The organism is Sinomonas terrae, assembly GCF_022539255.1.
Classification (GTDB): domain Bacteria; phylum Actinomycetota; class Actinomycetes; order Actinomycetales; family Micrococcaceae; genus Sinomonas; species Sinomonas terrae.
Genome location: NZ_JAKZBV010000001.1, coordinates 1,780,783 through 1,806,072 on the forward strand (window position 1 = coordinate 1,780,783; position 25,290 = coordinate 1,806,072).

At 66.4% G+C, this 25,290-nt stretch carries 23 protein-coding genes and 2 tRNA genes; 18 read left to right on the forward strand and 7 right to left on the reverse strand.

Features of this window, described 5'->3' with window-relative positions; all coding sequences use genetic code 11:
• Nucleotide 1 precedes the first annotated feature (1 nt).
• Nucleotides 2-1,090, reverse strand: coding sequence for a LacI family DNA-binding transcriptional regulator (locus tag L0M17_RS08305; RefSeq protein WP_241053468.1), 1,089 nt, complete (start codon nucleotides 1,088-1,090; stop codon nucleotides 2-4).
• 178 nt (nucleotides 1,091-1,268) lie between these two features.
• On the opposite strand from L0M17_RS08305, the gene L0M17_RS08310 reads away from it, so the two are divergent.
• The 4 genes from L0M17_RS08310 to ettA all read left to right on the forward strand — a co-directional run bounded on the left by L0M17_RS08310 (nucleotide 1,269) and on the right by ettA (nucleotide 6,267).
• Nucleotides 1,269-2,438 (forward strand): Gfo/Idh/MocA family protein, encoded by a 1,170-nt coding sequence (locus L0M17_RS08310; protein ID WP_241056369.1) that lies wholly within the window; start codon nucleotides 1,269-1,271, stop codon nucleotides 2,436-2,438.
• Nucleotides 2,435-3,670: a dihydrodipicolinate synthase family protein gene (locus L0M17_RS08315; protein WP_241053469.1), complete on the forward strand. Its 1,236-nt coding sequence runs from the start codon at nucleotides 2,435-2,437 to the stop codon at nucleotides 3,668-3,670. The genes L0M17_RS08310 and L0M17_RS08315 overlap by 4 nt, the downstream gene beginning before the upstream one ends.
• The gene (locus L0M17_RS08320) at nucleotides 3,670-4,509 is read left to right on the forward strand and encodes a sugar phosphate isomerase/epimerase family protein (RefSeq protein ID WP_241053470.1); all 840 of its coding nucleotides are present in this window, start codon (nucleotides 3,670-3,672) and stop codon (nucleotides 4,507-4,509) included. Before L0M17_RS08315 ends, L0M17_RS08320 begins: the two co-directional genes overlap by 1 nt.
• Nucleotides 4,510-4,584: 75 nt before the next feature.
• Nucleotides 4,585-6,267 (forward strand): energy-dependent translational throttle protein EttA, encoded by a 1,683-nt coding sequence (gene ettA, locus L0M17_RS08325; RefSeq protein ID WP_241053473.1) that lies wholly within the window; start codon nucleotides 4,585-4,587, stop codon nucleotides 6,265-6,267.
• A 79-nt stretch (nucleotides 6,268-6,346) separates the two neighbouring features.
• Here the strand turns inward: ettA and L0M17_RS08330 are convergent, their stop codons facing one another.
• Nucleotides 6,347-7,237, reverse strand: coding sequence for an acyl-CoA thioesterase (locus tag L0M17_RS08330; RefSeq protein WP_241053475.1), 891 nt, complete (start codon nucleotides 7,235-7,237; stop codon nucleotides 6,347-6,349).
• Between the two features lie 94 nt (nucleotides 7,238-7,331).
• Between L0M17_RS08330 and L0M17_RS08335 the strand changes: the two genes are divergently transcribed.
• Together L0M17_RS08335 and L0M17_RS08340 are read left to right on the forward strand one after the other, a co-directional pair.
• Nucleotides 7,332-7,904 carry an acyl-CoA thioesterase gene (locus L0M17_RS08335; RefSeq protein WP_241053476.1) on the forward strand — a complete coding sequence of 191 codons (573 nt, stop codon included), beginning with the start codon at nucleotides 7,332-7,334 and terminating at the stop codon, nucleotides 7,902-7,904.
• Nucleotides 7,901-8,572, forward strand: a complete 672-nt coding sequence (locus L0M17_RS08340; RefSeq protein WP_241053477.1) for a DUF8185 domain-containing protein — start codon at nucleotides 7,901-7,903, stop codon at nucleotides 8,570-8,572. Before L0M17_RS08335 ends, L0M17_RS08340 begins: the two co-directional genes overlap by 4 nt.
• 15 nt (nucleotides 8,573-8,587) lie before the next feature.
• Here the strand turns inward: L0M17_RS08340 and L0M17_RS08345 are convergent, their stop codons facing one another.
• The 4 genes from L0M17_RS08345 to pepN all read right to left on the reverse strand — a co-directional run bounded on the left by L0M17_RS08345 (nucleotide 8,588) and on the right by pepN (nucleotide 13,003).
• Nucleotides 8,588-9,004 carry a globin gene (locus tag L0M17_RS08345; protein WP_241056370.1) on the reverse strand — a complete coding sequence of 139 codons (417 nt, stop codon included), beginning with the start codon at nucleotides 9,002-9,004 and terminating at the stop codon, nucleotides 8,588-8,590.
• 103 nt (nucleotides 9,005-9,107) lie between these two features.
• Nucleotides 9,108-9,881, reverse strand: a complete 774-nt coding sequence (locus tag L0M17_RS08350; RefSeq protein ID WP_241053478.1) for a mechanosensitive ion channel family protein — start codon at nucleotides 9,879-9,881, stop codon at nucleotides 9,108-9,110.
• Between the two features lie 85 nt (nucleotides 9,882-9,966).
• Complete coding sequence (locus tag L0M17_RS08355; RefSeq protein WP_241053479.1) at nucleotides 9,967-10,434, reverse strand: OsmC family protein; 468 nt, start codon at nucleotides 10,432-10,434, stop codon at nucleotides 9,967-9,969.
• A 4-nt stretch (nucleotides 10,435-10,438) separates the two neighbouring features.
• Nucleotides 10,439-13,003, reverse strand: coding sequence for an aminopeptidase N (pepN, locus tag L0M17_RS08360; RefSeq protein ID WP_241053482.1), 2,565 nt, complete (start codon nucleotides 13,001-13,003; stop codon nucleotides 10,439-10,441).
• Between the two features lie 135 nt (nucleotides 13,004-13,138).
• Here pepN and L0M17_RS08365 point away from each other — a divergent pair, with 135 nt between their 5' ends.
• The 10 genes from L0M17_RS08365 (at nucleotide 13,139) to L0M17_RS08410 (ending at nucleotide 20,906) form a co-directional block, all read left to right on the forward strand.
• Nucleotides 13,139-14,098 (forward strand): hypothetical protein, encoded by a 960-nt coding sequence (locus L0M17_RS08365; RefSeq protein WP_241053483.1) that lies wholly within the window; start codon nucleotides 13,139-13,141, stop codon nucleotides 14,096-14,098.
• A 40-nt stretch (nucleotides 14,099-14,138) separates the two neighbouring features.
• Nucleotides 14,139-14,621: a ribose-5-phosphate isomerase gene (locus L0M17_RS08370; protein WP_308196842.1), complete on the forward strand. Its 483-nt coding sequence runs from the start codon at nucleotides 14,139-14,141 to the stop codon at nucleotides 14,619-14,621.
• 5 nt (nucleotides 14,622-14,626) lie between these two features.
• Nucleotides 14,627-15,529: an Fpg/Nei family DNA glycosylase gene (locus L0M17_RS08375; protein ID WP_241053485.1), complete on the forward strand. Its 903-nt coding sequence runs from the start codon at nucleotides 14,627-14,629 to the stop codon at nucleotides 15,527-15,529.
• 69 nt (nucleotides 15,530-15,598) lie between these two features.
• Nucleotides 15,599-15,669, forward strand: a tRNA-Gly gene (locus tag L0M17_RS08380).
• A gap of 71 nt (nucleotides 15,670-15,740) precedes the next feature.
• Nucleotides 15,741-15,815, forward strand: a tRNA-Pro gene (locus L0M17_RS08385).
• A gap of 65 nt (nucleotides 15,816-15,880) precedes the next feature.
• Complete coding sequence (gene tig / locus L0M17_RS08390; protein WP_241053486.1) at nucleotides 15,881-17,263, forward strand: trigger factor; 1,383 nt, start codon at nucleotides 15,881-15,883, stop codon at nucleotides 17,261-17,263.
• Between the two features lie 218 nt (nucleotides 17,264-17,481).
• Nucleotides 17,482-18,102 carry an ATP-dependent Clp protease proteolytic subunit gene (locus L0M17_RS08395; RefSeq protein ID WP_241056372.1) on the forward strand — a complete coding sequence of 207 codons (621 nt, stop codon included), beginning with the start codon at nucleotides 17,482-17,484 and terminating at the stop codon, nucleotides 18,100-18,102.
• Between the two features lie 39 nt (nucleotides 18,103-18,141).
• Nucleotides 18,142-18,801: an ATP-dependent Clp protease proteolytic subunit gene (locus L0M17_RS08400; protein ID WP_241053488.1), complete on the forward strand. Its 660-nt coding sequence runs from the start codon at nucleotides 18,142-18,144 to the stop codon at nucleotides 18,799-18,801.
• Between the two features lie 149 nt (nucleotides 18,802-18,950).
• Nucleotides 18,951-20,240 (forward strand): ATP-dependent Clp protease ATP-binding subunit ClpX, encoded by a 1,290-nt coding sequence (gene clpX, locus L0M17_RS08405; protein WP_241053490.1) that lies wholly within the window; start codon nucleotides 18,951-18,953, stop codon nucleotides 20,238-20,240.
• A 42-nt stretch (nucleotides 20,241-20,282) separates the two neighbouring features.
• Complete coding sequence (locus L0M17_RS08410; RefSeq protein ID WP_255731814.1) at nucleotides 20,283-20,906, forward strand: mycothiol-dependent nitroreductase Rv2466c family protein; 624 nt, start codon at nucleotides 20,283-20,285, stop codon at nucleotides 20,904-20,906.
• A 370-nt stretch (nucleotides 20,907-21,276) separates the two neighbouring features.
• On the opposite strand, the gene valS is transcribed toward L0M17_RS08410, so the two are convergent.
• Complete coding sequence (gene valS, locus L0M17_RS08415; RefSeq protein WP_241053492.1) at nucleotides 21,277-23,919, reverse strand: valine--tRNA ligase; 2,643 nt, start codon at nucleotides 23,917-23,919, stop codon at nucleotides 21,277-21,279.
• A gap of 37 nt (nucleotides 23,920-23,956) precedes the next feature.
• On the opposite strand from valS, the gene L0M17_RS08420 reads away from it, so the two are divergent.
• Entirely contained in the window at nucleotides 23,957-24,307 is a 351-nt protein-coding gene (locus tag L0M17_RS08420; protein WP_241053494.1) for a DUF488 domain-containing protein, read from the forward strand.
• 24 nt (nucleotides 24,308-24,331) lie between these two features.
• Nucleotides 24,332-25,135 (forward strand): SDR family oxidoreductase, encoded by an 804-nt coding sequence (locus L0M17_RS08425; RefSeq protein WP_241053495.1) that lies wholly within the window; start codon nucleotides 24,332-24,334, stop codon nucleotides 25,133-25,135.
• The last annotated feature ends 155 nt before the right edge of the window (nucleotides 25,136-25,290 follow it).

Consider the following 25,290-nt stretch of genomic DNA (forward strand, 5'->3'; position numbering starts at 1 on the left):
CTCAGGAAGGGCGGGCTGTGCTCTCCCGTAGGACGACCTCTCCTGATGCAGGCGCGGGGTCGGCGCCGGTGAGGGCTGCCTCTGCCGCGCTACGGCCGATCTCTTCAAGCGGGAGGCGAACGGTCGTCAGGCCGGGAATGAAGTCTTCGAGGGTCTTGATGTCATCGAAGCCGGCCACGGCGTAGTCCGCTGGTGCATGCAGGCCGCGGTGGCGGAGTGCTGCCACGACGCCCATGGCCATCCTGTCGTTGACGGCGAAGATGCAGCAGGGGCTGCCGCTGTTCCTGGCTTGGCGCACCGTGTCCTCGAGTTCAAGGCCGGTCTCGAATCCGCCGTCCCGATTGAATGGGGCCCGGAGCACTTCGGCCTTGTCGAGTCCTTGCTCGGCGAGTCCTTCCTGAAATCCCGCAACACGCAGGTCGGAGGTCATGAGACCCTCGGGACCTGCGACGATGAGGAATCGGGAATGGCCTTGCCCGCCGAGGGCGCGCGCAAGCTCGCAGGCCAGCGTCTCATTCGGGATGTCGATGAGCACGGGCGGCGTGCCGGCCCCGTGCAGCAGGGTGTCACCATGGCCGGAGGCGTCGTGGCGGGATGGGTCGACAAGGTCATGACCGGCGAGCACGAGACGGCCCCCGTTCGCCAGATAGCGATATGCCTCGCGCAGGAGGGCCGAATTCGCCGCCTCGTCCTCAGGTCGGGTCGAGCGGCTGCCGGCCAGCACGATCGCATCAGCCCGGCGCGACGTGAACGCTTCTACAGCCAGGCGTTCCTCGGCCGGCGTTCCCTCGGTGCTCGTGAGCAAGAGGATCTTGTTGAGCTCCCGAGCCGCGGACTGCACGCCCCGCGCAATGGACGAGAAGTAGGGATCGGCGATGTCGTGGACGATCAGGCCGAGGAGGCCCGAGCTCGAACGGGCTAGGGCCTGAGCTTGGGCATTCGGGATGTATCCGAGCGTGGCAGCGGCTGCTTTGACCCGCTCAGCGATGTCCGCTCCTGGTATACGGCTGGATCCATTCAGGACCCGTGATGCAGTGGCGGGTGATACCCCCGCCGCTCGTGCGACCTCGCTGAGAGTCACCGCAGGCATGAACGTCTCCCTCGTCCGGCTTTCGCCCAGATTATGGCATTGAAGGAAGAGGTGAAGGAATGCGCTTGCCAACAAGAGCAGGTGTGTCGCAGACTTGAGGGATGGAATGCGCTTTCCCAATGAGGTGAAGGCGCTCGAGACGCTCCGCATCCGCCGGAGCCAACGCAAGGAGGCGGCAGTGGCCACCGAGACGAGAACGCTTCGAATCGCCATGAACGGCATCACTGGCCGAATGGGCTACCGCCAGCACCTGTTGCGGTCGATCCTGCCCATCCGGGATGCGGGCGGCCTGCTCCTCGAGGACGGCTCACGCGTACTCATCGAACCGATCCTCGTCGGGCGGAACGAGGCGAAGCTGCGCGAACTTGCCGAGCTTCACAAGGTGTCGGAGTGGTCTACAGATCTCGACGCCGTGATTGCGGATCCGAGCGTCGACGTCGTCTTCGATGCTTCGATGACGAGCTTGCGCGCCGAGACGCTTCGCAAGGCCATGCGTTCGGGCAAGCATGTGTTCACCGAGAAGCCGACTGCCGAGACCCTCGACGAGGCGATCGAGCTCGCCCGCATCGGCCGTGAGACCGGGGTGACCGCCGGCGTCGTGCACGACAAGCTCTACCTGCCGGGCCTCGTCAAGCTCCGCCGTTTGGTCGATGAGGGCTTCTTCGGCCGCATCCTCTCGATCCGAGGCGAATTCGGGTACTGGGTCTTCGAGGGAGATGTCCAGCCAGCCCAGCGTCCGTCGTGGAACTACCGCAAGGAGGACGGCGGCGGCATGACCACGGACATGTTCTGCCACTGGAACTATGTCCTTGAAGGAATCATCGGCAAGGTCAAGAGCGTCAATGCCTTGACCGCGACCCACATCCCTACGCGCTGGGACGAAGCCGGCCAGCCGTACACGGCGACGGCGGATGACGCCTCCTACGGCATCTTCGAGTTGGAGACGCCCGGAGGCGATGCAGTCGTGGGACAGATCAATTCGTCGTGGGCCGTCCGGGTGTATCGAGACGAGCTCGTCGAGTTCCAAGTGGACGGAACACACGGTTCGGCGGTCGCCGGGCTGACCAAGTGCGTGGCACAGCACCGTGCCCATACACCGAAGCCAGTGTGGAACCCGGACCTCCCGGTCACCGAGTCATTCCGCTCCCAGTGGCAGGAGGTCCCCGCGAATCAGGATCTTGACAACGGTTTCAAGCTCCAGTGGGAGGAATTCCTTCGGGATGTCCTCGCCGGCCGCGAGCACCGTTATGGGCTGCTCTCTGCAGCCCGCGGTGTGCAGCTCGCCGAGCTCGGCCTGCAATCGAACGCCGAGCGTCGGACCATCGAGATCCCGGAGATCGTCCTGTGAGCGCGGCGACCGGAGCACGCCTCGAGGTCTCGCTTCCACAAGCAGGAGGCGGGCTGCGCCGCCACGAACTCAGAGCGGCCCGGGAGTGGTCCCGGCCTGAGGCGCCGATTCGGGCCCGAAAGGCCTATGCGGCAGCACACGTCGTTCCGCTCGTGGGGGCGGACAACACGCCGGGGGCCCCCGCGAGCCTCGATTGGGAGAGCACTCTCGCGTTCCGCCGAGAACTGTGGTCGTACGGCCTGGGAGTTGCTGACGCGATGGACACCGCCCAGCGCGGGATGGGCCTCGACTGGACCGCGACCCAGGAGCTGATCACACGGGTCGGGGCGGAGGCGAGGACCGTGGCGATCGCCCGCCGCGGGGCCACCGCGGGCCTGTCCGTGCGGGACCTCGTCGCGTGTGGGGCGGGAACCGATCAGCTGGAGCTGGAAGCGGTTCCGGCGGGGCCAGCGGGAGTCGCGATGGCTCTTGAGGCCTACCGCGAGCAGTTGGCGGTCGTCGAGGACTCCGGGCCCAAGGCGATCATCATGGCATCGAGGGCCCTCGCTCGCGCCGCCACTGGTCCCGACGATTATCTTGGCGTGTATTCCGCGCTGCTCGAAGAGGCTCGGGAACCGGTGGTCCTCCATTGGCTCGGCACGATGTTCGACCCTGCGCTCGAGGGGTACTGGGGGAGCAGCGATGTCGCGTCTGCCACGCGCACTTTCCTTGAACTCGTGCACGCTCATGCGAAAAAGGTCGACGGCGTGAAGGTTTCACTGCTTGACGCCGAGCACGAGAAGGCCCTCCGGGCCGCGTTGCCGTCCGGAGTGCGCCTCTACACGGGTGACGACTTCAACTACCCCGAGCTCATCGACGGGGACGGCGAACGCCATTCGGATGCCCTCTTGGGGATCTTCGCGGCCATCTATCCCGCGGCCTCGGCAGCGCTCCAGGCGTACGACGGCGGCCATGGCGGCGAGGCGAGGACCATTCTGGACGGTACACGGGACTTGGGGCTCCACTTCTTCAGCGCCCCGACCTTCTACTACAAGACCGGAATCGCCTTCATGGCATGGCTCAATGGGCACCAGCCCGGCTTCCAGATGGTGGGCGGGCTCCAGTCCGGCCGGTCGGTCGTGCACCTCGCCCGGACGTTCGAGCTGGCCGACCGCGCCGGACTCCTCCGGGATCCAGAACTTGCGGTTCGTCGAATGTCCGCCTATCTCGAGGTCAACGGAGTAGCCCAGTGATGGCCGAGAGCAGCCGGCTGTCGCTCAACACGGCCACGACCAAGCGCTGGAGTCTGGAAGAGGCAGTGGACGGATGCGTGCGGGCGGGCATCCCTGCTATCGGGCCCTGGCGAGACAGGGTCCACGAGGCTGGCCTCGAGAGGGCAGCATCGATGATCAGGGCCGCCGGGCTCGAGGTCTCGTCGCTCTGCCGCGGCGGTTTCCTGACCGCAGCCGACGCGGAGGGGCGTGAGGCGGCCCTCGCTGACAATCGCACCGCCATCCTGGAGGCTGAGACGCTTGGTACGCGAGACCTCTACCTCGTCGTCGGTGGGCTACCCCGCGGATCGAAGGATGTGGTTGCAGCCAGGCAGCGTGTGGGGGAGCATCTCGCGGAGCTTGTCCCGTTCGCGCGCGACCACGGAGTGAGGATGCTCCTCGAGCCCCTGCATCCGATGTACGCCGCAGATCGCGCCGTCGTGTCAACTCTGGGTCAAGCACTTGACATGGCTGCACCCTTCGATCCTGCGGACGTAGCCGTAGCCGTGGACACGTTCCACGTCTGGTGGGATCCGGAGCTCGCGGAGCAGATTGCGCGTGCGGGCCGGGAGCGGCGTCTCGCGTCCTATCAGGTCTGTGATTTCAACCTCCCCATCGCAGCGGACGCGCTTCTCTCGCGCGGCATGATGGGGGACGGCGTCATCGACTTTCCGACGATCACTGGTTGGGTCCGCGACGCAGGCTACGAAGGCCCCATCGAAGTGGAGATCTTCAATCAGGAGGTCTGGGACACGGACGGGGACAAGACGCTGGCCGTCATGAAGGAACGGTACGAGGAGCTCGTGCTCCCGTACGCCTGAGCAGGGCTTCGTCCGGGCCTTGGGCAGGGTGCAACGGATATGAGATCGCCACGCAGAGCCACTAGATTAGACGGCATGGCGGAATTCATCTACACCATGACCAAGGCCCGGAAAGCCGTTGGCGACAAGGTGATCCTCGACGACGTCAGCATGTCGTTCTTTCCCGGTGCCAAGATCGGTGTCGTGGGTCCGAACGGCGCTGGCAAGTCGACCATTCTGAAGATCATGGCGGGGCTCGACACCCCGTCCAATGGCGAGGCCCGGCTCTCCCCGGGCTACAGCGTCGGTATCCTGCTCCAGGAACCGCCGCTCAACGAGGAGAAGACGGTCCTCGGGAACGTTCAGGAGGGCGTAGGCGAGATCTACGCCAAGATCCAACGGTTCAACGAGATCTCCGAGGAGATGGCGAACCCTGACGCCGACTACGACTCGCTTCTGGGCGAGATGGGCAAGCTCCAGGAAGCGATCGACACCGCGGACGCGTGGGACCTCGATTCCCAGCTAGAGCAGGCTATGGATGCGCTCCGCTGCCCGCCGCCTGACGCGGATGTGCGCGTGCTCTCGGGCGGTGAGCGCCGGCGCGTCGCGTTGTGCAAGCTTCTGCTTCAGAAGCCTGACCTCCTGCTCCTCGACGAGCCGACCAACCACCTTGACGCCGAGAGCGTTCAGTGGCTCGAGCAGCACCTCGCGAGCTACCCGGGCGCTGTGCTCGCCGTTACCCACGATCGCTACTTCCTCGACCACGTCGCGGAGTGGATCTGTGAGGTGGACCGCGGCCGGCTATACCCCTACGAGGGGAACTATTCGACCTACCTCGAGAAGAAGCGGGCCCGTCTCGAAGTGCAGGGCAAGAAGGATGCCAAGCTCGCGAAGCGTCTCGCCGACGAACTCGACTGGGTTCGCTCGAACGCGAAGGGTCGCCAGACCAAGTCGAAGGCTCGTCTGGCACGCTACGAGGAGATGGCCGCGGAGGCCGAGCGCACCCGCAAGCTGGACTTCGAGGAGATTCAGATCCCGCCGGGCCCGAGGCTCGGCCAGATGGTCATCGAGGCGACCAGCCTGAAGAAGGGCTTCGGTGACCGGACGCTCATCGAGGGCCTTTCGTTCTCCCTCCCGCGGAACGGCATCGTCGGCGTGATCGGACCCAACGGCGTCGGCAAGACCACGCTCTTCAAGACGATCGTCGGACTCGAGCCCCTCGACGGAGGCGACCTCAAGGTCGGCGACTCGGTGAAGATCTCGTACGTCGATCAGACTCGCGGGGGGATCGACCCCAACAAGTCGCTCTGGGAGGTCGTCTCCGATGGACTCGACCACATTCAGGTCGGGCAGGTCGAGATGCCGTCCCGCGCCTACGTCTCCGCGTTCGGCTTCAAGGGACCGGACCAGCAGAAGAAGGCCGGCGTCCTCTCCGGCGGGGAGCGCAACCGCCTGAACCTCGCGCTGACCCTCAAGCAGGGCGGGAACCTCCTGCTCCTCGACGAGCCCACGAACGACCTTGATGTCGAGACGTTGGCCAGCCTCGAGAACGCGTTGCTGGAGTTCCCGGGCTGCGCCGTCGTCGTCTCCCACGACCGCTGGTTCCTGGATCGCGTGGCGACCCACATCCTCGCCTACGAGGGAAGCGAGGAGGACGAGTCGAAGTGGTACTGGTTCGAGGGCAACTTCGAGTCGTACGAACAGAACAAGGTCGAACGCCTCGGCCCGGATGCGGCAGCCCCCCACCGCGTGACTCACCGGAAGCTCACGCGCGACTAAAGCCCCCTCGCTGGGACTGAGTCCCCTGATCAATGGTCACCTTCCGCGGCCAGCGGCCCTGGAAGGTGACCATTGGCGTCTAGGGAACCGGGATCCGGACCATCCCCTCCTGACCCACGGTCGCGACATGCACTCCGTCACGTGTGAAGATCCTTCCCACTCCGAGTCCTCGGGCGCCATGCGCGCTCGGGGACTCTTGGACGTAGAGGAGCCACTCATCGACACGGACCGGGCGATGCCACCACATCGCGTGATCCAGGCTCGCGATGTTCAGTTCGGGCGTCACCCAGCTGAGGCCGTGACGTCGCAGGACGGGCTCGAGGACCGTGTAGTCGCTCGCATAGGCGAGGGCCGCCCGGTGGAGCCGGTCGTCGTCGGGCATGGGACCGATCGTCTTCATCCAGACGGCATTCCGGGCCACGTGGTCGCCTGACGCGGAGATGTAGAGGGCAGGATCGACGTGGCGGACGTCGAACGGCCGGTCGAACGCCCAGTATTGCGCCACCGGGTGGTCGATCGAGCCCAGCAGGTCGGCGGTGCTCGGCAGGGATTCCGGCTCCGGCAGCCCTGCGGGCATCTCGGACTGATGGTCAACGCCAACCGACTCGGTCTGGAAGGAGGCGATCATCGACAGGATGGGCACCCCGTCCTGATACGCGTGGACCTGACGTGCCGAGAAGGAGCGCCCGTCCCGAAGCCGCTCGACCCCGAACGTGATGGACTTGTCGGCGTCCCCTGGCCGCAGGAAGTAGCCGTGCATCGAGTGGACGACGCGGTCCTCGGGAACGGTCCGGGTGGCAGCCATGAGGCTCTGGGCCAGGACTTGGCCGCCGAAGACCCGGTGCCGCGGTTGTCGCTCGCTCGGTCCCACGAAGATGTCCTTGTCGGTGCGAGCACCGCCCAGATTGTCGAGGTCGAGCAGTGTCAGCAGCGTGTCCGTGGGGCCGGACGGGCGGGCGGTCGACGTCATGCCTCGACACTAGACGCGCCTGTAGGAAGCCAACAACCCGACGCGGGGCGACGCCGGTTCGCGGCGCGGAAGCCGCGAGGGGGAAGATGGAAGTATGCCTGCTGCTTACCAATTCCCACTTCAGCTGCGTTTCGGCGATGTGGACTCGTACGGGCACGTCAACAACGTGCGCTTCCTGCAGTTCCTCGAGGACGCCCGTGTCCACTGGCTCCGCGAACCGCTTCCCGAGGGAGTCGGGGGCTTCGGCAGCGCATCCGGCCGAGGGGGCGGTACAGAGTCCACGATGTTCGACTACGTGACCGCGGAGAACTTCACCCTCGTCGGGCGGCATGAGATCGAGTACCTCGCCCCCCTCCTGTACCGGCCGGCGCCCATCGCGGTGAACCTCTGGATGACGAGGCTCGGCGGATCCAGCTTCGACCTCGGCTACTCGGTTGCAGAGCCGGACGGCAGTGCGATCTACGCCTACGCCTCGACGTCAATGGTCCTCGTCAGCCGCTCGACGGGCCTCCCGGTCCGTCTCCCAGCAGGGCTTCGGGAGGCCTTCGGACATTATTCCGGCCCCGCGGTGCCGTTCCGCAGGCGGCCGCCATTGCCCGCTGAGGTCACAGCCGGCGCCCCGGGAGCGGCCACCGCTGGAACGTCCGCAAACGGAGGCGCAGCGTGAGCGCCGCCGATCTCCAGACGGTTCTTGACCTCGGCGATCGCGAGGCCGTCGCCGACCTTCGCACCTTTCTCGCCCGGGCCAGGGCCATCGATCCAGCCGGCGCCATCAGGCTTCAGGCCGTCGGCACGGTCCTTGCCATGTACGTGTGCGTCTTGCGGCCACGCATGCTGGGCGAGCGTACACCGACGGTGCTCGGCATGCGGGCGATGCCCCTCGCAAGAGCGGCCGACGTCGACACCACAGTGCCCATGGCATCCGTCGCGGACCGACTCGCGCGCCTCGCCGACGACGGAACGCTCCTCGACGTCCCGCCGTCGTCCGTCCACGTGCCTTGGGCGGCGGTGACGCCGCCGCGCGGCCCTTGGTCCCCGATAGGAGAGGTTCCGGCCGAAGTCCTGGCCGCCGCGGCCGCCGGCGGCATGGCCGAGGTGGCAGCGATGGTTCCAGAGCAGCCGGGAGCGGCGATGGTCGACGGCGCACGGGCCGCCGTGTGGGGGAGAGAGGTCGACGGCGCCGATGGGCTGCCAGCCGGCGCCGCCTTCGCAGCGGAGGCGCTCGGCTTCCTGCGCCCCACCGAATCACTCGGGATGTTCGAGTCGGGACCGTGGCTGCGGATCAGCTCGCTCCGCGGGCATGTACTGTGCCGTGTGCCGGGCAGCAGGGGTTGAGCTGCCCCGGGCGGGTCAGTAGTCGAACGTGTTGACGAGGGAGTGGGCGGCTCGCTCGAGGTAGTCCCAGAGGGTGGCCTCGTGGAGCGGCGAGAGGTGAAGCGCGTCCACACCTGCACGCATGTGGTGCAGCCACCTGTCACGGGCCTCGGGGTTGACTTTGAAAGGCACGTGGCGCATGCGGAGGCGGGGGTGGCCGCGCTCTTGGCTGTAGGTGCCCGGGCCGCCCCAATACTGCTCGAGGAACATCGTCAGCCGCCTCCGGGCCGGGCCCAAGTCCTGTTCGGGATACATCGGACGCAGCACGGGATCCTCGGCGACGCCCTCGTAGAACACGTCCACGAGCTTGACGAACGCCTCGTGTCCACCGATCTCCGCGTAGAACGTGTTCGCGTAGTCCTCTTGGGCGAACGGGTCGTTCACCTTGAGCAGGTTCCTGCGGGCCAGACCCTCGCCCTGATTCTCGGTCACTGGCGTGAGCCGTCCTTCCTCGTGCTGTCCTCGGTCTACCGTAGCCCTTTGCGGGGCGGGGGCGTCATTCGGCGGCGCGCTGGCCCTGTGCATCCGGCTTGGTCGCGGCGGGGGTGGGACCTGTCGCGGTGCTGGGGGCGGGTCCAGCCGCAGCAGGAAGGTAGGAGCCCTGGGAACGGTTCCCCACGCGGAGGATCTCGCCATTGCGCAAGTACCAGATCGCGCCGTCCTCCGCGCGGACCCGAGTAATGCGAAGGCCAACGCTCTCTACGGTCCCGACCACCTCGCCGGCACCGAGCTCGATCACGTCGCCGATGCCGAACTGGTCCTCAAGTGTGAGGAAGATCCCTGAGAGAAAGTCGCGGATGAGCTGCTGGGCGCCGAAGGCGACCGCGACGCCGAGGATGCCGACGCTGGTCAGGAGCGGCGCGATATCGACCCCGAAGGCCTTGAGCACATAGATGAGCACGATCGTCGTGATGACAACGACGACCACGGAGTTCAGGAGCGAACCGATCGTCTTGGCGCGCTGAGCCCGCCGTTCGGAATCCAACGCCCTGAGCGCAGGGGCCGCCCACCGAAACAGGCGGCGCTTGGTCAGCTGGGAACCCGCGAGAACCCGCCTGACGACCTGCCGGATGAGGAACGACGCCGCGAGCCATACGAGGAGGCCGACGCCTATGGCAATGGCCACCTGCAGGAGAGTCGAGTTGAACGTGTTGACGGCGGTATTGAGCTCGGCCGTGGTCAGGTGTGGCAGCGGAGAGCCTGTGGCAGACGGCGTCGGGGTCGGCGTAGGCGTGGGCGACGCCGTGGCGGTGGGTGTGGTCAGGGGCATACGCAGAGCGAACTGCACAGTCCGTGTGCCTCCTCAGCTGGGGGGGAAGTGGGTTGCTTTCCACCCTAGCGAGGTTTGCTGGACGTCAGGGAAACGTCGGTTCGGCGTGGACCGGAAAGTTCACAGAACGTGCGATGAAACACAGATGGTGAGCCTCCTCGTGGAGAGAGTCCGCGAGCTCGCGCTGACTATCGTCGGCGAGTTCCACCCGGGGGTGCAGCACCGCTTCCGTGAACTCCCCGCTGCCGTCCCGATTCAGTCGCATTGTCCCCACGGCCGAATCGCTGTAACCCGTCACAGTGAGTCCATGGTTCACCGCCACGTGGAGGTACGAGAGCATGTGGCACTGCGAGAGGGCGGCCAACAGCAGCTGCTCGGGATTGAACCGGTCTCTGTCGCCGCGGAACGATGGGTCTGCCGAGCCCGGGAGGGTCGGCAGGCCCGGGAGGGCGATGTCGTGCTCTCGCCCGTACTCGCGGTACCCCGACGTGCCCGTCCCCCGATTTCCCGTCCACGTGACGGTCACGCTGTAGTGGTGCTCGCCGAGGGCCATGGGGTTACCGGTCTGCGGCCTGGGCGCGGAGGGCGCGTGCCACCCCGTCGCGATTCTCGAGCATCATGCGGCGCAGGGCGCCCTGATCCTCGCCCAACGCCGAGATGAAGTCGTCGGTGCGCTCGAGGGTCGCCTCGGTTGTCTGCCGAGCCGGGTAGAGGCCGACGACGATCTGCTGGGCAAGCGCGTGCGTGCGGTCTGCGACGATGCCTGGGACCGCGTCGAAGTACTTCTCGGCGTAGGGCGCGATCAGGCTCGCATCGTGCACGCGGACGAAGCCGTTGACAGCGGCCTGCTGGACGGCGTTCGAGAGCTCCCCGGTCTCGACGATCCTGTGCCACGCCTCGGCCTTGGCCTCCTGGGTGGGGAGTGCCGCTTTGGCGAGCGCCGCCGCGCACTGGCCTGTAGAGGTGTTGTCGTGGGAGAGCTCGTCGTCGATGCGATCGGTGCCGATCCGCCCCCCGGCGGCGAGCGAGGCGATGAGTTCCCAACGGAGGTCCTGGTCGACGTGGAGTCCCGGGACGCTCTGGGAGCCGTCGAGCAGCCCGGCGATGGCGTCGAGGTGCTCAGGGGAAGCTGCGAGCGCCGAGAACGCCTTGATGAATTGGAGCTGCGAGTCCGAACCGCCCGCAGCGTCGCGGGCCAGGTCCCACAGGCGTTCGGCGGTTGAGCGTTTGGTCCCGGCTTGGGCTTCTGGGGCGACGTAGAAGTCGAGGGTCGTTGCGAGCTGACGCAGGAGCGTCTGCACGACCGACGAGTCGGTTTCTGCCCCGATGTTCGAGAGCACGAGCTCTACGTAGGCGCGGGCGGGTGTCTCCGCGTCGCGCGCCCCGTCCCAGGCCGAGCCCCACACGAGCGTCCGGGGGAGGCTCTGGGCTATGTCTCGGAGGTGCTCGGTCGCGGTCGCGAGTGAGACGGGATCGAGCCGGACCTTGGCGTAGGCGAGGTCGTCATCGTTGAGCAGGACCAGCTCCGGACGGGCGATGCCCACGAGAGCCGGGACTTCGGTGACCTGCCCTTCGACGTCGAGCTCTTCGCGCTGGGTCCGTGCGAGGCGGCCCTCGCCGTCCCGTTCGTAGAAGCCGACGGCGAGACGGTGCGGCCTGAGGGTGGGCTGCACTTCGGCGGCGCTCTGCTGGATTGCGAACCGGGTGATGACGCCCTCGCCGTCGGTCTCGATCACGGGCGCGAGCGTATTGACGCCTGCGGTCTCGAGCCAGACTCCACCCCACGAGGAGAGGTCGCGTCCGCTTGCCGCTTCGAGTTCGGTCAGGAGATCCGCAAGGACGGTATTGCTCCACGCATGCTTTGCGAAGTAGCTGCGCACCCCGGCCATGAACTGCTCTTGACCTACCCATGAGACGAGCTGCTTGAGCACCGAGGCGCCCTTCGCATACGTGATGCCGTCGAAGTTGACCTCGACGTCGGCAAGGTCGCTGATGTCCGCGAAGATGGGGTGCGTCGTCGGGAGCTGGTCCTGCCGGTAGGCCCACGACTTCTCCACCGAGGCGAACGTCGTCCACGCGTGTCCGAAGTCCGGTGTATGCGCGGCGGCGAGGTGGGACATGTATTCGGCGAACGACTCATTGAGCCAGAGGTCGTCCCACCAGCGCATCGTGACATAGTCGCCGAACCACATATGCGCGAGCTCGTGGAGCACCGTGATGGCCCGCCGCTCGACCGTTGCCTGAGTGGGCTTGGATCGGAAGATGTAGCTCTCGAGGATCGTGACAGCCCCCGCATTCTCCATTGCGCCAGCGTTGAACTCGGGCACGAAGAGCTGATCGTACTTCTCGAACGGGTACTCGCAGCCGAACTGCTCCTCGAAGAACTCGAACCCCTGCTTGGTCGTCGTGAAGATGTTCTCAGCGTCGAGATACTGCATGAGTGACTTGCGCGCGAAGATGCCCAGAGGAATCCTGCGCCCCGCCGAATTCACGAGTTCGTCATGGACGGCCTCGTAGGGACCCGCAATGAGCGCCGTCACATAGCTCGAGAGGCGCGGCGTAGGGGCGAAGTCCCACAGGGAACGGGCACCGCCGTCGTCGGCAGACGAGACGCTGCGTGGCTCGGGGGCCGGGGAGTTGGAGACGACGACCCAGTGAGACGGCGCCGTGACCACGAAGTGGAAGCTCGCCTTCAGGTCTGGCTGTTCGAAGACCGAGAACATGCGGCGCGAATCCGGGACCTCGAACTGGGTGTAGAGGTACACCTCGCCGTCGACGGGGTCGACAAAACGGTGCAGGCCTTCGCCTGTGTTCATGTAGCGTGCATCGGCGTCCACGACCAGCACGTTGCGCGCCTCGAGGCTCGGGAGCTGGATCCGCAACCCGTCCGCGACCTCCGCGGGATCGAGTTCGCGATCGTTCAAGGTCACCGAACGGACAGAGTCGGTGATGGCGTCGATAAAGGTACTGGAACCAGGAACGGCGTCGAAAACCACCGTAGTGCGGGACCCGAAGACCCGTTCGCCGCGCGTCAGGTCGAGCTCGACCTCGTAGCTCTCGACCTTGAGCACGGCCTTCCGCCGCTCGACAGCCTCGGATCGGGTCAGGTTCGTCCCTGGCATGCGCGCCTCCTCGCATTCGCGTCCCGGCGCTGTGGCGCGCCGCACATATTTGAAATTATTCTTTCAGTTCCCGGCGGCGTGCAAGTACCCGCCGGTGTGTGACATCGGGAGGATGTGCTGCGCTAGCGTGGTGGCATGGCTGAGTCGGAGGGGCGCTGGGACCGCAAGGCCGTCCGCTTCGCGATCGGCTACCCGATCCTCCTCGCAGGTGGGTTCCTGCTTGCCGCGACCACCTTCAGGGGGCAGGTCCCGGAGCCGGTCGCGTGGCTGTGGGATGCGGGCGGGGGCCGTTCGTTCATCCCGTTCTGGACCTACCTCCTCGGCGGCGCCGCCCTCGTCGCAGCCATGGGGATCCTCCTGTGCCTGCAGGCGGGGATCCAATCCCGTCCGCCGATCTCCCGGAAGATCTTCATGGCTGGCGGTGTCGGAATGTCCATGTTCCTCGTGACTGTCCTGGGCGCCGGCCTCATAGGCCAAGTCGGTGCGAAGGATGCCCGCGACACCCACCCGGACCCCTTCGTCCTCGCCTCGGGCAGCGGCGCGACAGTGGCGCTCGCCGTCGTCATGTTCATGCTCTTCAAGCCCGACGAGCAATGGAGCCCGAGGGACGAGGAAGCGCTCCTCGAGGCACTGGACCCCGAGCGCGTGCGGAATACGTTTGTCTTCTGGGCCCATGCCCGGTCGTCGGTGTTCGTGATGCTTGCCGTCGTCGGCATCAACCTCTCGCTCCTCATGCTCCTCGTCTCTCCCTGGGTCTCGGCAGTCATCGCGCTCGCGTGCCTCGTGCTCGCGTCGATGCTGATCCTCCGAGTGAGCGTCCAGCCCGACGAGGTGCGGCTCGCCTTCGCCGGCCTCGTGCGCGTCGCGAACATCAGCACGTCACTGGTCCTGCGGGCCGGGGCCGGGGCAGTCTCGGCGCGGGCATATGGCGGGTGGGGGTATCGAAGGCATGGCAAGCTCGTAACGGCGCTCGTCGCCAGCGGCCAGGCCGTCGACGTGCTGTGCCGGGACGGCAGGCGCTACGTGTTCTCCGCGAAGGATCCCGCCCTTGCGGAACATGTCGCGGAAGTGCTCGGCGGGGCTGCGGCAGAGTAGGCTTGATCCGCCCCACCGCTGACCCGAGAGGAACTTCGCCGTGACCAAGCCCCGCGTCCACATCGCCACCGATCACGCTGGGATGGAACTGAGCTCGCATCTCGTGAGCCACCTTGGCGGCCAGGGCTACGAAGTGGTCGATCACGGTCCGCGCGAATACGACCCCCTCGACGACTACCCGGCCTTCTGCATCCGTGCAGCCCTCGCCGTCGTGGCGGACCAGGAGTCCGGCGTCCACGCGCTCGGGATCGTGCTCGGCGGGTCCGGCAACGGCGAGCAGATCGCGGCCAACAAGGTCAAGGGCGTCCGCGCGGCTCTCGCCTGGAACCTCGATACGGCCAAGTTGGCTCGCGAGCACAACGACGCGAACGTCATCGCAGTCGGCGGCCGCCAGCACAGCGTCGACGAGGCGACTGGGCTCATCGAGGCTTTCCTGGCCGAGCCGTTCAGCCAGGACGAGCGCCACGTGCGCCGGATCGGGAAGATCGCGGTCTACGAGACCACCGGCGAGATCGTGGACTGAGGGCAGTGCCCGAAGGCCATTCCATCCATCGCCTCGCCCGCCAGTTCGACGATGTGTTCGCGGGGGAGAGGCTAGCTGTCACGAGCCCCCAAGGTCGGTTCAGTTCGGGAGCGGCCCTGCTCGACGGTCGCGTGCTCGAGTCTGCCCGAGCCCATGGCAAGCAGCTGTTCCTCCGCTTCGAGGGTCCGCTGTATCTCCACGTTCATCTGGGGCTCTACGGCGCATGGGATTTCGGAGGGGACGCGACGTTCCGAGGCGCGTCGAGCATCGGGGCACCTCGTCGTGTGGGAGAGCGGGAAGTCGCGGACGACGACGGCGACGCCGCCTACGCGGGGCCCCCGCCTCCCGTCGGGGCCGTGCGGGTGCGCCTCGCGTCCGAGCATGGGTGGGCAGACCTCCGGGGAGCGACGGTGTGCTCGGTGGCAACCCAGCCGGAGGTCGATGCTGTTCTGGCTCGTCTCGGCCCGGACCCGCTCGGGCCTCCGCCCTTTGGCACCGATCCAGGGGAGGATTTCGCCCAACGTGTGAACCGCCGTCGGACGCCCCTCGCCCGGCTCCTCATGGACCAGTCCGTCGTGGCCGGAATCGGAAACGTCTACCGTGCCGAACTGCTGTTCCGTGCCCGACTGGATCCGGCCCTGCCCGGCGCTGCGCTCGGGACCGGGCGGGCGCTCGGGTTGTGGGCCGATGCGGTCGAGGCCTTGGGCCAAGGCGTGCGCGACGGTCGGATCATCACGACGGACCCCTCGCTCTGGACGGGACCCGAAGGATCCTTGCCGCCCCCGGAGGACGCGCATTGGGTCTACAAACGGCAGGGGCTCGAGTGCAGGGTCTGCGGGACCTTCGTACTGCTTGCGGACGAGGCCGGACGCAAGCTCTACTGGTGCCCCGCGTGCCAGAACGGCTGACATCTGCTCGCTCGGAGGCCGTGTGATTTGACAGGGGTTCGGGCACCCGCTTTAGTTGGAGGCGCCCAAGGGGCTGTAGCTCAATGGTAGAGCGCCAGTCTTCCAAACTGGATACGCGGGTTCGATTCCCGTCAGCCCCTCTCTCGCGCTCATCGACGCGCGAGTGTGCGCCCCTGCAGCGTCGCCTGTATTGTGGTCTGTGCATCGGAGACGGGGTGTAGCTCAGCTTGGCTAGAGCGCCTGCTTTGGGAGCAGGAAGTCGCAGGTTCAAATCCTGTCATCCCGACAGTTCCGCCGTCGGCAAGCCAGCCAGGGCGGCAACCCTACCAGAACATCCAGGAGAGCCACGCTGTGAAGAGCGCCGCCGAGAATCTGACCCCCACCCGCGTCAAGCTGAACGTCGAGGTTCCGTTCGAGGAGCTCAAGCCGAACATCGACGCGGCGTACCGGCAGGTCGCCGAGCAGATTCAGGTTCCGGGCTTCCGCAAGGGCAAGGTTCCCTCCCGCATCATCGACCAGCGCGTGGGCCGCGGCTACGTTCTTGAGACCGCGATCAACGACGGCCTCAACGAGTGGTACCAGCAGGCCGTCGCGGAGACGGGAATCCGCCCGCTCTCGCGCCCCGAGGTCGAGATCACCGAGGTCCCGGATCCGGCCGCAACCGACGGGCAGCTCACCTTCAGCGTCGAGGTCGACGTTCGCCCCGAGGTTGAGCTTCCGGACTACGCCGGCATCAAGGTCGACGTCGAGGCGGTGAAGGCTTCGGACGAGGACGTCGAGAAGTCCCTCAACGATCTTCGTTCGCGCTTCGGCACGCTCAAGACCGTGGAACGTCCGGCCCAGGCCGACGACTTCCTGACGATCGACCTCACCGCGACGGTCGACGGCGAGGAGGTTGACTCGGCGTCCGGGCTGTCCTACCAAGTCGGCTCGGGCACGATGCTCGAGGGCCTCGATGAGGCCGTGACGGGTCTCAGCGTTGATGAAGAGGCCATCTTCGAGACTCAGCTCGCCGGTGGCGAGCACGCTGGCGAGACCGCTCAGGTGAACGTGAAGGTCACGGCTGTCAAGGAGCGCGAGCTCCCCGAGGCCGACGACGACTTTGCGCAGCTCGCTTCGGAGTTCGACACCATCGCGGAGCTCCGCGAGGACCTCGAGAAGCAGGCCGCCGATGCGAAGGTCGCGCAGCAGGGCATCGAGGCCCGTGACAAGGTGCTCGAGAAGCTCGTCGACCTCGTCGAGGTCCCCGTTCCCGAAACCGTCATCGACGAGCAGGTCGCGGCGCACTTCAACCCCGAGGCGGGAGGCCACGCGGCAGCCGAGGACCACGACACCGAGGAACACCGCGCCGAGGTCAAGACCAACACGGAGCGCGCCTTCAAGAACGAGGTCATCCTTGACGCGATCGCTGACAAGGAGGAGATCGGCGTCTCGCAGAACGAGCTCATCGAGTACCTCATCTCGACCGCGTCCCAGTACGGCATGGACCCGAACCAGTTCGCCCAGATCATGGACCAGTCGGGCCAGGTGCCGATGATGGTCGGTGAGGTGCGGCGCCGCAAGGCTCTCGCCGTCGTCCTCGGCCAGGCAGAGGTGACCGACTCGGAGGGCAACGCTGTCGATCTGACTGACTTCGTGCGCCCGGCAACGGAGGAGGCTCCCGAGGCTGAGGCTTCTGAGGAAGCCGCTGCCGAGGTCATCCCGAGCGACGACCCGGCCGCCGCCAAGTTCTGATTGACCCTCATAGGAGGCCGCCGACCCCGCAGAAGAGCGGGGGACGGCGGCCTCTGCCGTTTCGCCCAGAGCGCACGCTTCGCGGCCCTGCGCGGTGCTTCTTCAGGGGCAGCATGCGCCCAAAGCGAACAGTGGCGGCGCACGGAACAAAGCGGCTTCGAAACGGGCTAGTGTCCCTGTAGCAACCGCTTTTGGAGCAGATCGAGAGGTATCGCACGATGCACCAGCAGGAGAGCACGCCGCGACTGGCGGGGCCCGCCGAGGCGAACGGTCAGGACTACATCTACCAGCGGCTCCTCAAGGAGCGGATCATCTGGCTCGGTTCAGAGGTCAGGGACGACAATGCGAACACGATCTGCTCGCAGCTGCTCCTCCTCTCCGCCGAGGATCCCGAGAAGGACATCTTCCTCTACATCAACTCGCCGGGCGGCTCGGTGACCGCGGGCATGGCCATCTACGACACGATGCAGTTCATCCCGAACGACGTCGTGACAGTCGCCACGGGTCTCGCCGCCTCCATGGGGCAGTTCCTGCTCTCGTCCGGGACGAAGGGCAAGCGCTACGCGACCCCGCACGCACGCATCCTCATGCACCAGCCTTCGGGCGGCATCGGCGGCACCGCCTCGGACATCAAGATCCAGGCCGAGCTCATCCTCCACATGAAGCAGGTCATGGCGCAGCTGACCGCGGACCAGACGGGGCAGACGATCGAGCAGATCCTCAAGGACAACGACCGCGACAAGTGGTTCACGGCCCAGGAGGCGCTCGAGTACGGGTTCTTCGACAAGATCGCCGAGCGCGCGGGACACGTGACCGGCGGCGGCGGGACGGACAAGTAAGAGACGCCCGCGGCAACGCACGGCAAGAAGGAGCAAGTGATGAACTACAACATGGGCGCCAATCCGGCGAGTCTGCCGACGAGCCGCTACGTCCTTCCCCAGTTCGAGGAGCGCACGCCGTACGGGTTCAAGCGCCAGGACCCGTACACGAAGCTGTTCGAAGACCGCATCATCTTCATGGGTGTCCAGGTCGACGATGCCTCCGCGGACGACATCATGGCCCAGCTGCTCGTCCTCGAGGCCAACGATCCTGACCGTGACATCACCATGTACATCAACTCGCCGGGCGGTTCGTTCACGGCGATGACGGCCATCTACGACACGATGCAGTTCATCCGGCCTGAGATCCAGACTGTGTGCCTCGGGATGGCCGCGTCTGCAGCGGCCGTCATCCTGGCTGCTGGCACGCCGGGCAAGCGGCTCGCCCTCCCGAACTCGACGGTCATGATCCACCAGCCATCGCTCGCCGGCGGCCAAGGCGGTCAGGCGACCGATCTCGAGATCCAGGCGCGAGAGGTCCTGCGGATGCGCGAGTGGCTCGAGCAGACGTGGGCCAAGCACACCAACAAGACGCCGGAGGAGATCAGCCGCGATATCGAGCGCGACCTCTTCCTGACAGCCCCCGAGGCTCAGGTCTACGGACTCGTGGACGAGGTCCTCGAGTCGCGCAAGATTCGGCAGAGTGCGATCGCCCGCTGACCGAGTGACGCCCCGGGCGCCCGTCGCCACACGCCGGTGCCGCCGAGAAATGTTCGGCGGCACCGGCGTTTGGCTTCACTGCGCTGTCGGTGCGGTGTCCTACAGTGGAGTGGTCACGGCTTCTGCCCCTACACGAAGGGATTCGACGAATGGCTCGAATTGGTGAGAGCGCGGATCTGCTGAAGTGCTCGTTCTGCGGAAAGAGCCAGAAGCAGGTGCGGAAGCTCATCGCGGGCCCTGGGGTCTACATCTGCGACGAGTGCATCGAGCTCTGCAACGAGATCATCGAGGAGGAGCTCGCTGAGGTCTCGGACCTCGGAAGCTTCGAATTGCCGAAGCCTCGTGAGATCTTTGACTTCCTGCAGGAATATGTCGTCGGTCAAGAGCACGCGAAGCGTGCTCTCGCCGTCGCGGTGTACAACCACTACAAGCGGATCCAGGCCGGCCACGGGTCGAAGTCGGGATCGCTTGCGGAGGGACACGGCCACGATGATGTGGAGATCGCAAAGTCCAACATCCTGCTCATCGGCCCTACGGGCTGCGGCAAGACGTATCTAGCGCAGACTCTCGCCCGCCGGCTCAACGTTCCGTTCGCGGTCGCGGACGCTACCGCCCTTACCGAAGCGGGCTACGTCGGCGAGGATGTCGAGAACATCCTCCTCAAGCTCATCCAGGCCGCTGACTATGACGTCAAGAAGGCCGAGCAGGGCATCATCTACATCGATGAGATCGACAAGATCTCGCGCAAGAGCGAGAACCCGTCGATCACGCGGGACGTCTCTGGCGAGGGCGTCCAGCAGGCGCTTCTCAAGATCCTCGAGGGAACCGTCGCCTCGGTTCCTCCGCAGGGTGGCCGCAAGCATCCGCATCAGGAGTTCATCCAGATCGACACGACCAACGTGCTGTTCATCGTTGCCGGGGCGTTCGCTGGTCTCGAGGAGATCATCGGACAGCGCGCAGGCAAGAAGGGCATCGGCTTCGGGGTGCCGCTCAGTTCGATCACGAAGCACGAGAGCACGTACGCGGACGTCATGCCGGAGGACCTGCTGAAGTTCGGGCTCATTCCCGAATTCATCGGTCGTCTTCCCGTCATCACGACCGTGGAGAACCTCGACCGCCCCGCGCTCATGCAGATCCTGACCGAGCCGAAGAACGCGCTCGTCAAGCAGTACCAGAAGATGTTCCATCTCGACGGCGTGGAGCTGCACTTCGAGGATGGGGCACTTGAGGCCATTGCCGATCTGGCGCTCGAACGCGGCACAGGCGCCCGCGGGCTCCGTGCCATCATGGAGGAAGTGCTCCTCCCCGTCATGTTCGATCTGCCGAGCCGCGACGATGTGGCGGGCGTCGTCGTCAACCGCGACGTCGTCCTACGCCATGAGCAGCCGGCGTTGATTCCGCACAGTGTGGTCGCCAAGCGCAGGACCAAGTCCGCATAACGACGGAATGGCTTGCCTGACGGCCGATCGAAGGAGCAGAGGATGACTGACGTGGTAGAGGGAAGCAGGAGCAAGGCCGACTTCTGGTTCGACCCGGCGTGTCCCTTCGCCTGGGTGACGTCTCGCTGGATCGGCGAGGTCGAGAAGGTCCGCGACATCGAGACGGAGTGGCACGTCATGAGCCTCTCGGTGCTCAACGAAGGCCGAGAGCTCGAGAGCGACTACCAGCGTGCCATGGACGAGAACTGGGGGCCCGTACGCGTGATCATTGCCGCGTCCGAGCTGCACGGCAAGGAGCACATCAAGCCGCTGTACGACGCGATGGGAACGCTCATCCACAACGAGGGCATCAAGGACCGGCCAGAGGTGATCCGGCGGGCTCTCGAACAGGTCGGCCTTCCGGCCGATCTGGCTGCATACGCGGACAGCGATGAGTACGACACGCAGCTGCGTGCGAGCCACAAGTCGGGCATCGAGCTCGTCGGGCAGGACGTCGGCACACCCGTCGTCGCGTTCAATGGCACCGCGTTCTTCGGCCCGGTCATGACGCGCGTTCCGCGGGGTGAGGAAGCAGGAGAGATCTGGGACGCCTCGGTTACACTCGCCGGCTACCCGCACTTCTTCGAGATCAAGCGCACCAGAACCGAGCGCCCCAAGGCGGTCTGAGGCGCGGTCCAACGGCCGAGAGAGGGCCGGGCGAATTACGATCCTGTACTTCGCCCGGCCCTCTTGCAGCTGCCTGTGATCACGCTCACAATAATTAGTACCTCCTCCCCAACAGGATGAGGACGTGGAAACCGAAGATCCAGTGACAGTCGTCACGACGCAGCCTCAGGCAAAGTCGACGGCTGGCTCTCAGTGACGGAGAGCAAGACCTGGATGCCAAGGATTCCACCAGACTGCACGACGTCACCGAGGCAGTCGTAAAGTCGAAGCCCCACCAACGCGAGAACGCTGATGGGGCTTCCCCTTTGTCTAAGGCACTTTTGGCGCCCTAAAGCACTTCCGGCGCTCTAAGGCACCTCGGGCGTCGACGCTAGGCGTCGACCGCCGCGAGTTCGACCCCCGAGACCCGCAGCTCATCAGCCGCATCGTCAAGGACGATCTCGCGCGCATTCGCGGCGGCCTGCAGGTCGCCGAGGCCGCCCTTGAGCTGGGCCAGCTGCCCAGCCGGCGCGGAGACGGTGGCCGAGAGAACCTCCGTGCGCTGCTTGACCTTGGCCTCGGACTTGGCCTTGCGGATGCCCGAGAGCGCGAGGCCCACGGTGGACAGCATCGCGAGGTCCCCCTCGACAGGCAGCGGCTCGGGCCACGGAGCCCTGTGGACCGATCCCTCGCGCCACCAGCTCCATACCTCTTCGGTCGCGAATGGGAGGACGGGGGCGAACAGCCGCAGGAGCGAGTCGAGGGTGGTCGCGAGCGCGGCAAGGACGGATGCCTGCTGGGCGTCGCCCTGAGCACCGTACGCTCGGTCCTTGACGAGCTCCACGTAGTCGTCCGTGAACTGCCAGAAGAACGATTCCGTGAGCTGGAGGGCTTTCGCAGGGTCGTAGGCCGCGAACGCGCTGCCGGCCTGGGCGACGACATCCGCGAGCTGGGCGAGGAGAGCCCGGTCGAGGGGGTTCACCAGCACAGGGTCCGACGAGTCACGCAGGACGTTCGCCTCGGTCGCGCCGAGGCCGAGCACGAACTTGGACGCGTTGAGGATCTTGATCGCGAGGCGGCGGCCGATCTTCATCTGGGCCACCTCGAAGGCCGTGTCAGCGCCGAGCTTCGCCGAGGCCGCCCAGTAGCGCACGGCGTCCGCGCCGAACTCCTCGAGGATGTCCGTCGGGACGACGACGTTGCCCTTCGACTTCGACATCTTCTTCCGGTCCGGGTCGAGCACCCATCCGGAGATCGCCGCGTTGGTCCACGGAACACAACCATGAAGCGCGTCGGCCCGCACTGCGGTCGAGAAGAGCCAGGTGCGGATGATCTCGTGCGCCTGAGGGCGGAGGTCGAACGGGAAGACGTTTGCGAAGAACGCGTCGTCACGGCTCCAGCGGCCCACGATCTGAGGGGTAAGGGAGGAAGTCGCCCACGTGTCGAGAACGTCGGGATCACCGGTGAAGCCGCCGGGCTGGTCCCGCTGCGACTCGTCGAACCCAGGTGCAGGCTCGGCCACCGGGTCGACCGGGAGCATGGAGTCCTCGGGGACGATCGGGTTCTCGTAGTCTGGATTCCCGCCCTCGTCGAGGCGGTACCAGACCGGGATCGGCACGCCGAAGAAGCGCTGGCGGGACACGAGCCAGTCCCCGTTGAGGCCTTCGACCCAATTCTCATAGCGCGAGCGCATGAAGGCAGGGTGCCACGCGAGCTCGCGACCGCGCTCGATGAGGCGGGCCCGGCGGTCCGCGTCGCGCCCGCCATTGCGGATGTACCACTGGCGGCTCGTGACCACCTCGAGTGGCTTGTCACCCTTCTCATAGAAGTTGACCGGGTGCATGATCTTCTTCGGCTCGCCGTCGAGCAGTCCTCGCTCGCCGAGCATCTTCACGACACCCTCCTTCGCGGAGAACGCCGTCTTGCCTGCGATCTCAGCGTAGGCGTCACGGCCCTCTTCGGAGGTGATCCACTCGGGGGTCTCTGCGAGCAGGCGCCCGTCCCGGCCGATGATCGAACGCGTCGGAAGCTGCAGCTCGCGCCACCACGTGACGTCGGTGAGGTCACCGAAGGTGCAGACCATAGCGATGCCGGAGCCCTTGTCGGGCTTGGCGAGAGGGTGGGCCTTCACCTCGACCTCGACGCCGAACAGCGGCGAGCGCACGGTCGTGCCGAAGAGCGGCTTGTAGCGCTCGTCGTCCGGGTGCGCGACGAGGGCCGCGCACGCGGCGAGCAGCTCGGGACGGGTGGTCTCGATGTGGACCTCGCGGCCGTCGTCGGCCGTGAACGCATAGCGGTAGTAGGCGCCGGGGACTTCGCGGTCCTCGAGTTCGGCCTGAGCGACTGCGGTGCGGAAGGTGACGTCCCACAGGGTCGGCGCCTCGGCGAGATATGCATCCCCTTCGCCGAGGTTGCGCAGGAAGGCCCGCTGGGAGACGGCGCGCGAGACGTCATCGATCGTGCGGTACGTCATGTCCCAGTCGACCGAGAGTCCGAGTGTCTTGAAGAGGTGCTCGAAGACCTTCTCGTCTTCGACCGCGAGCTCCTCGCAGAGCTCGATGAAGTTGCGGCGCGAGATGACGTCGAAGTCCCGCTGATTCTTGGCGGGCTGGGCGGGCGGCCGGTAATCGGCGTCGTACGGGATGCTGGGATCGCAGCGGACGCCGTAGTAGTTCTGGACACGGCGCTCGGTGGGGAGTCCGTTGTCGTCCCAGCCCATGGGGTAGAAGACGTTCTTGCCCGTCATGCGCTGGTAGCGCGCGAGGAGGTCCGTCTGCGTGAACGAGAACATGTGCCCGACGTGCAGGGAGCCCGAAGCGGTCGGCGGGGGAGTGTCGATCGAGTAGACCTGGCTGCGGCTGGTCTCGGGGTCGAAGCGATAGACGCCTTCGTCGAGCCACCGCTCGGTGAGCTTCGCCTCGAGGCCCTCGAGGGCGGGCTTGTCGGGGACGCCGGGGGTGGCTGGGCGGGAACTGTGGGTGGCTGGGTGGGAGGGGGTGGGCGTGTCTGTACCCGTGGGGTTCGCTTCAGGCATGGTTGCAATTCTACGTACGAATCCCAACCATGGGCCCATGGGTACCGTCAGTCTGCGTCGCGTGTACGAACCATCGCCCGAGGGGACGTTTCGGATCCTCGTGGACCGGATCTGGCCCCGGGGCGTGAGCAAAGAGAAAGCCGGCGTCGATCTCTGGCTCAAAGAGGCCGGCCCCTCGACCGAGCTGCGGAAGTGGTTCGGCCACGACCCAGAGCGCTTCGACGAGTTCGGGCGGCGCTACCGGGAGGAGCTCAAAGGATCGGAGGCGCTCCAGCAGCTCAAGGAAGCAGTCAAGGAGCACGAGAAGGTCGATCTCGTCTATTCCGCGCACGACGAGGAGCACAATCAGGCCGTGGTCCTGCGGGAAGTCCTCGGAACGGGCGGATGAGTGAGCGGGAGTAGTTTGGGTGGCATGACCTCTGACGCCACGCAGCTCACCCCCGCCCCCGACGCAGCCTCTCCAGTCCGTGACCAGAGGGCGGCCCTCGTGACGGGAGCGAGCACAGGCATCGGCGAGGCGTCCGTTCGGGCCCTCGCGGCCGAGGGCTGGCGGGTCTACGCCGTGGCGCGCCGGGCCGAACGCCTCGAGCGGCTGGCTGCCGAGACAGGTGCAGTCGCGCTTCCGGCAGACATAGCGGAGGACGACGACGTCGCCCGCCTCGTGCGCGCAGTGGAGGACGCCGGAGGAATCGACACGCTCGTCAATATCGCGGGCGGGGCTCGCGGCACCGAATGGATCGCCGACGCGAAGACCGACGACTGGGAGTGGATGCTGCGGGTCAACGTGATCGGCACCATGAAGGTCACTCGAGCCTTCCTGCCGATGCTCCGAGCGCACGGGCACGGCACTGTGCTCAACCTGACCTCGGTTGCCGGCCTCGTCTCGTACGAGGGCGGTGGCGGGTACAACGCAGCGAAGTTCGCCGAGCATGGCATGACCCGTGCCCTGCGGCTCGAGGAAGCCGAGCACAACGTTCGCGTCATCGAGGTCATGCCCGGCCTCGTCAAGACCGAAGAGTTCTCGCTCCGCCGTCTCGACGGGGACGCCGCGGCCGCCGAGAAGGTTTACGAAGGCGTCGAGGAGCCGCTGACGGCGGAGGATGTCGCCGACGTCATCCGCTACGCGGTGACGGTGCCGCACCACGTGAACCTGGACGACATCGTGATCCGCCCCGTAGCCCAGGCAGCGGCCCACAAGCTCCTCCGCCGGAGCTGACCCGGAAGCTGCCCAGCGAAGGGTAGACTGGAGGGCAAAGCGTCGACCCGGCCATCACCGGCGAGCTTCCGGAAGAACGGCGAGTTCCCACCACGGGGAATTGCCCAGTAGAACCGGACGGGCAGGCCCGTCATAGCCCTCACGAGAGGCCCCTG

Bases quoted from the DNA above. Each gene is read 5' to 3' on its own strand.
- L0M17_RS08305 (WP_241053468.1), bottom strand. From the start codon at position 1,090: ATGCCTGCGGTGACTCTCAGCGAGGTCGCACGAGCGGCGGGGGTATCA.
- L0M17_RS08320 (WP_241053470.1), top strand. From the start codon at position 3,670: ATGGCCGAGAGCAGCCGGCTGTCGCTCAACACGGCCACGACCAAGCGC.
- ettA (WP_241053473.1), top strand. From the start codon at position 4,585: ATGGCGGAATTCATCTACACCATGACCAAGGCCCGGAAAGCCGTTGGC.
- L0M17_RS08330 (WP_241053475.1), bottom strand. From the start codon at position 7,237: ATGACGTCGACCGCCCGCCCGTCCGGCCCCACGGACACGCTGCTGACA.
- L0M17_RS08335 (WP_241053476.1), top strand. From the start codon at position 7,332: ATGCCTGCTGCTTACCAATTCCCACTTCAGCTGCGTTTCGGCGATGTG.
- L0M17_RS08350 (WP_241053478.1), bottom strand. From the start codon at position 9,881: ATGCCCCTGACCACACCCACCGCCACGGCGTCGCCCACGCCTACGCCG.
- L0M17_RS08355 (WP_241053479.1), bottom strand. From the start codon at position 10,434: ATGGCCCTCGGCGAGCACCACTACAGCGTGACCGTCACGTGGACGGGA.
- pepN (WP_241053482.1), bottom strand. From the start codon at position 13,003: ATGCCAGGGACGAACCTGACCCGATCCGAGGCTGTCGAGCGGCGGAAG.
- L0M17_RS08365 (WP_241053483.1), top strand. From the start codon at position 13,139: ATGGCTGAGTCGGAGGGGCGCTGGGACCGCAAGGCCGTCCGCTTCGCG.
- L0M17_RS08395 (WP_241056372.1), top strand. From the start codon at position 17,482: ATGCACCAGCAGGAGAGCACGCCGCGACTGGCGGGGCCCGCCGAGGCG.
- L0M17_RS08400 (WP_241053488.1), top strand. From the start codon at position 18,142: ATGAACTACAACATGGGCGCCAATCCGGCGAGTCTGCCGACGAGCCGC.
- clpX (WP_241053490.1), top strand. From the start codon at position 18,951: ATGGCTCGAATTGGTGAGAGCGCGGATCTGCTGAAGTGCTCGTTCTGC.
- L0M17_RS08410 (WP_255731814.1), top strand. From the start codon at position 20,283: ATGACTGACGTGGTAGAGGGAAGCAGGAGCAAGGCCGACTTCTGGTTC.
- valS (WP_241053492.1), bottom strand. From the start codon at position 23,919: ATGCCTGAAGCGAACCCCACGGGTACAGACACGCCCACCCCCTCCCAC.
- L0M17_RS08420 (WP_241053494.1), top strand. From the start codon at position 23,957: ATGGGTACCGTCAGTCTGCGTCGCGTGTACGAACCATCGCCCGAGGGG.
- L0M17_RS08425 (WP_241053495.1), top strand. From the start codon at position 24,332: ATGACCTCTGACGCCACGCAGCTCACCCCCGCCCCCGACGCAGCCTCT.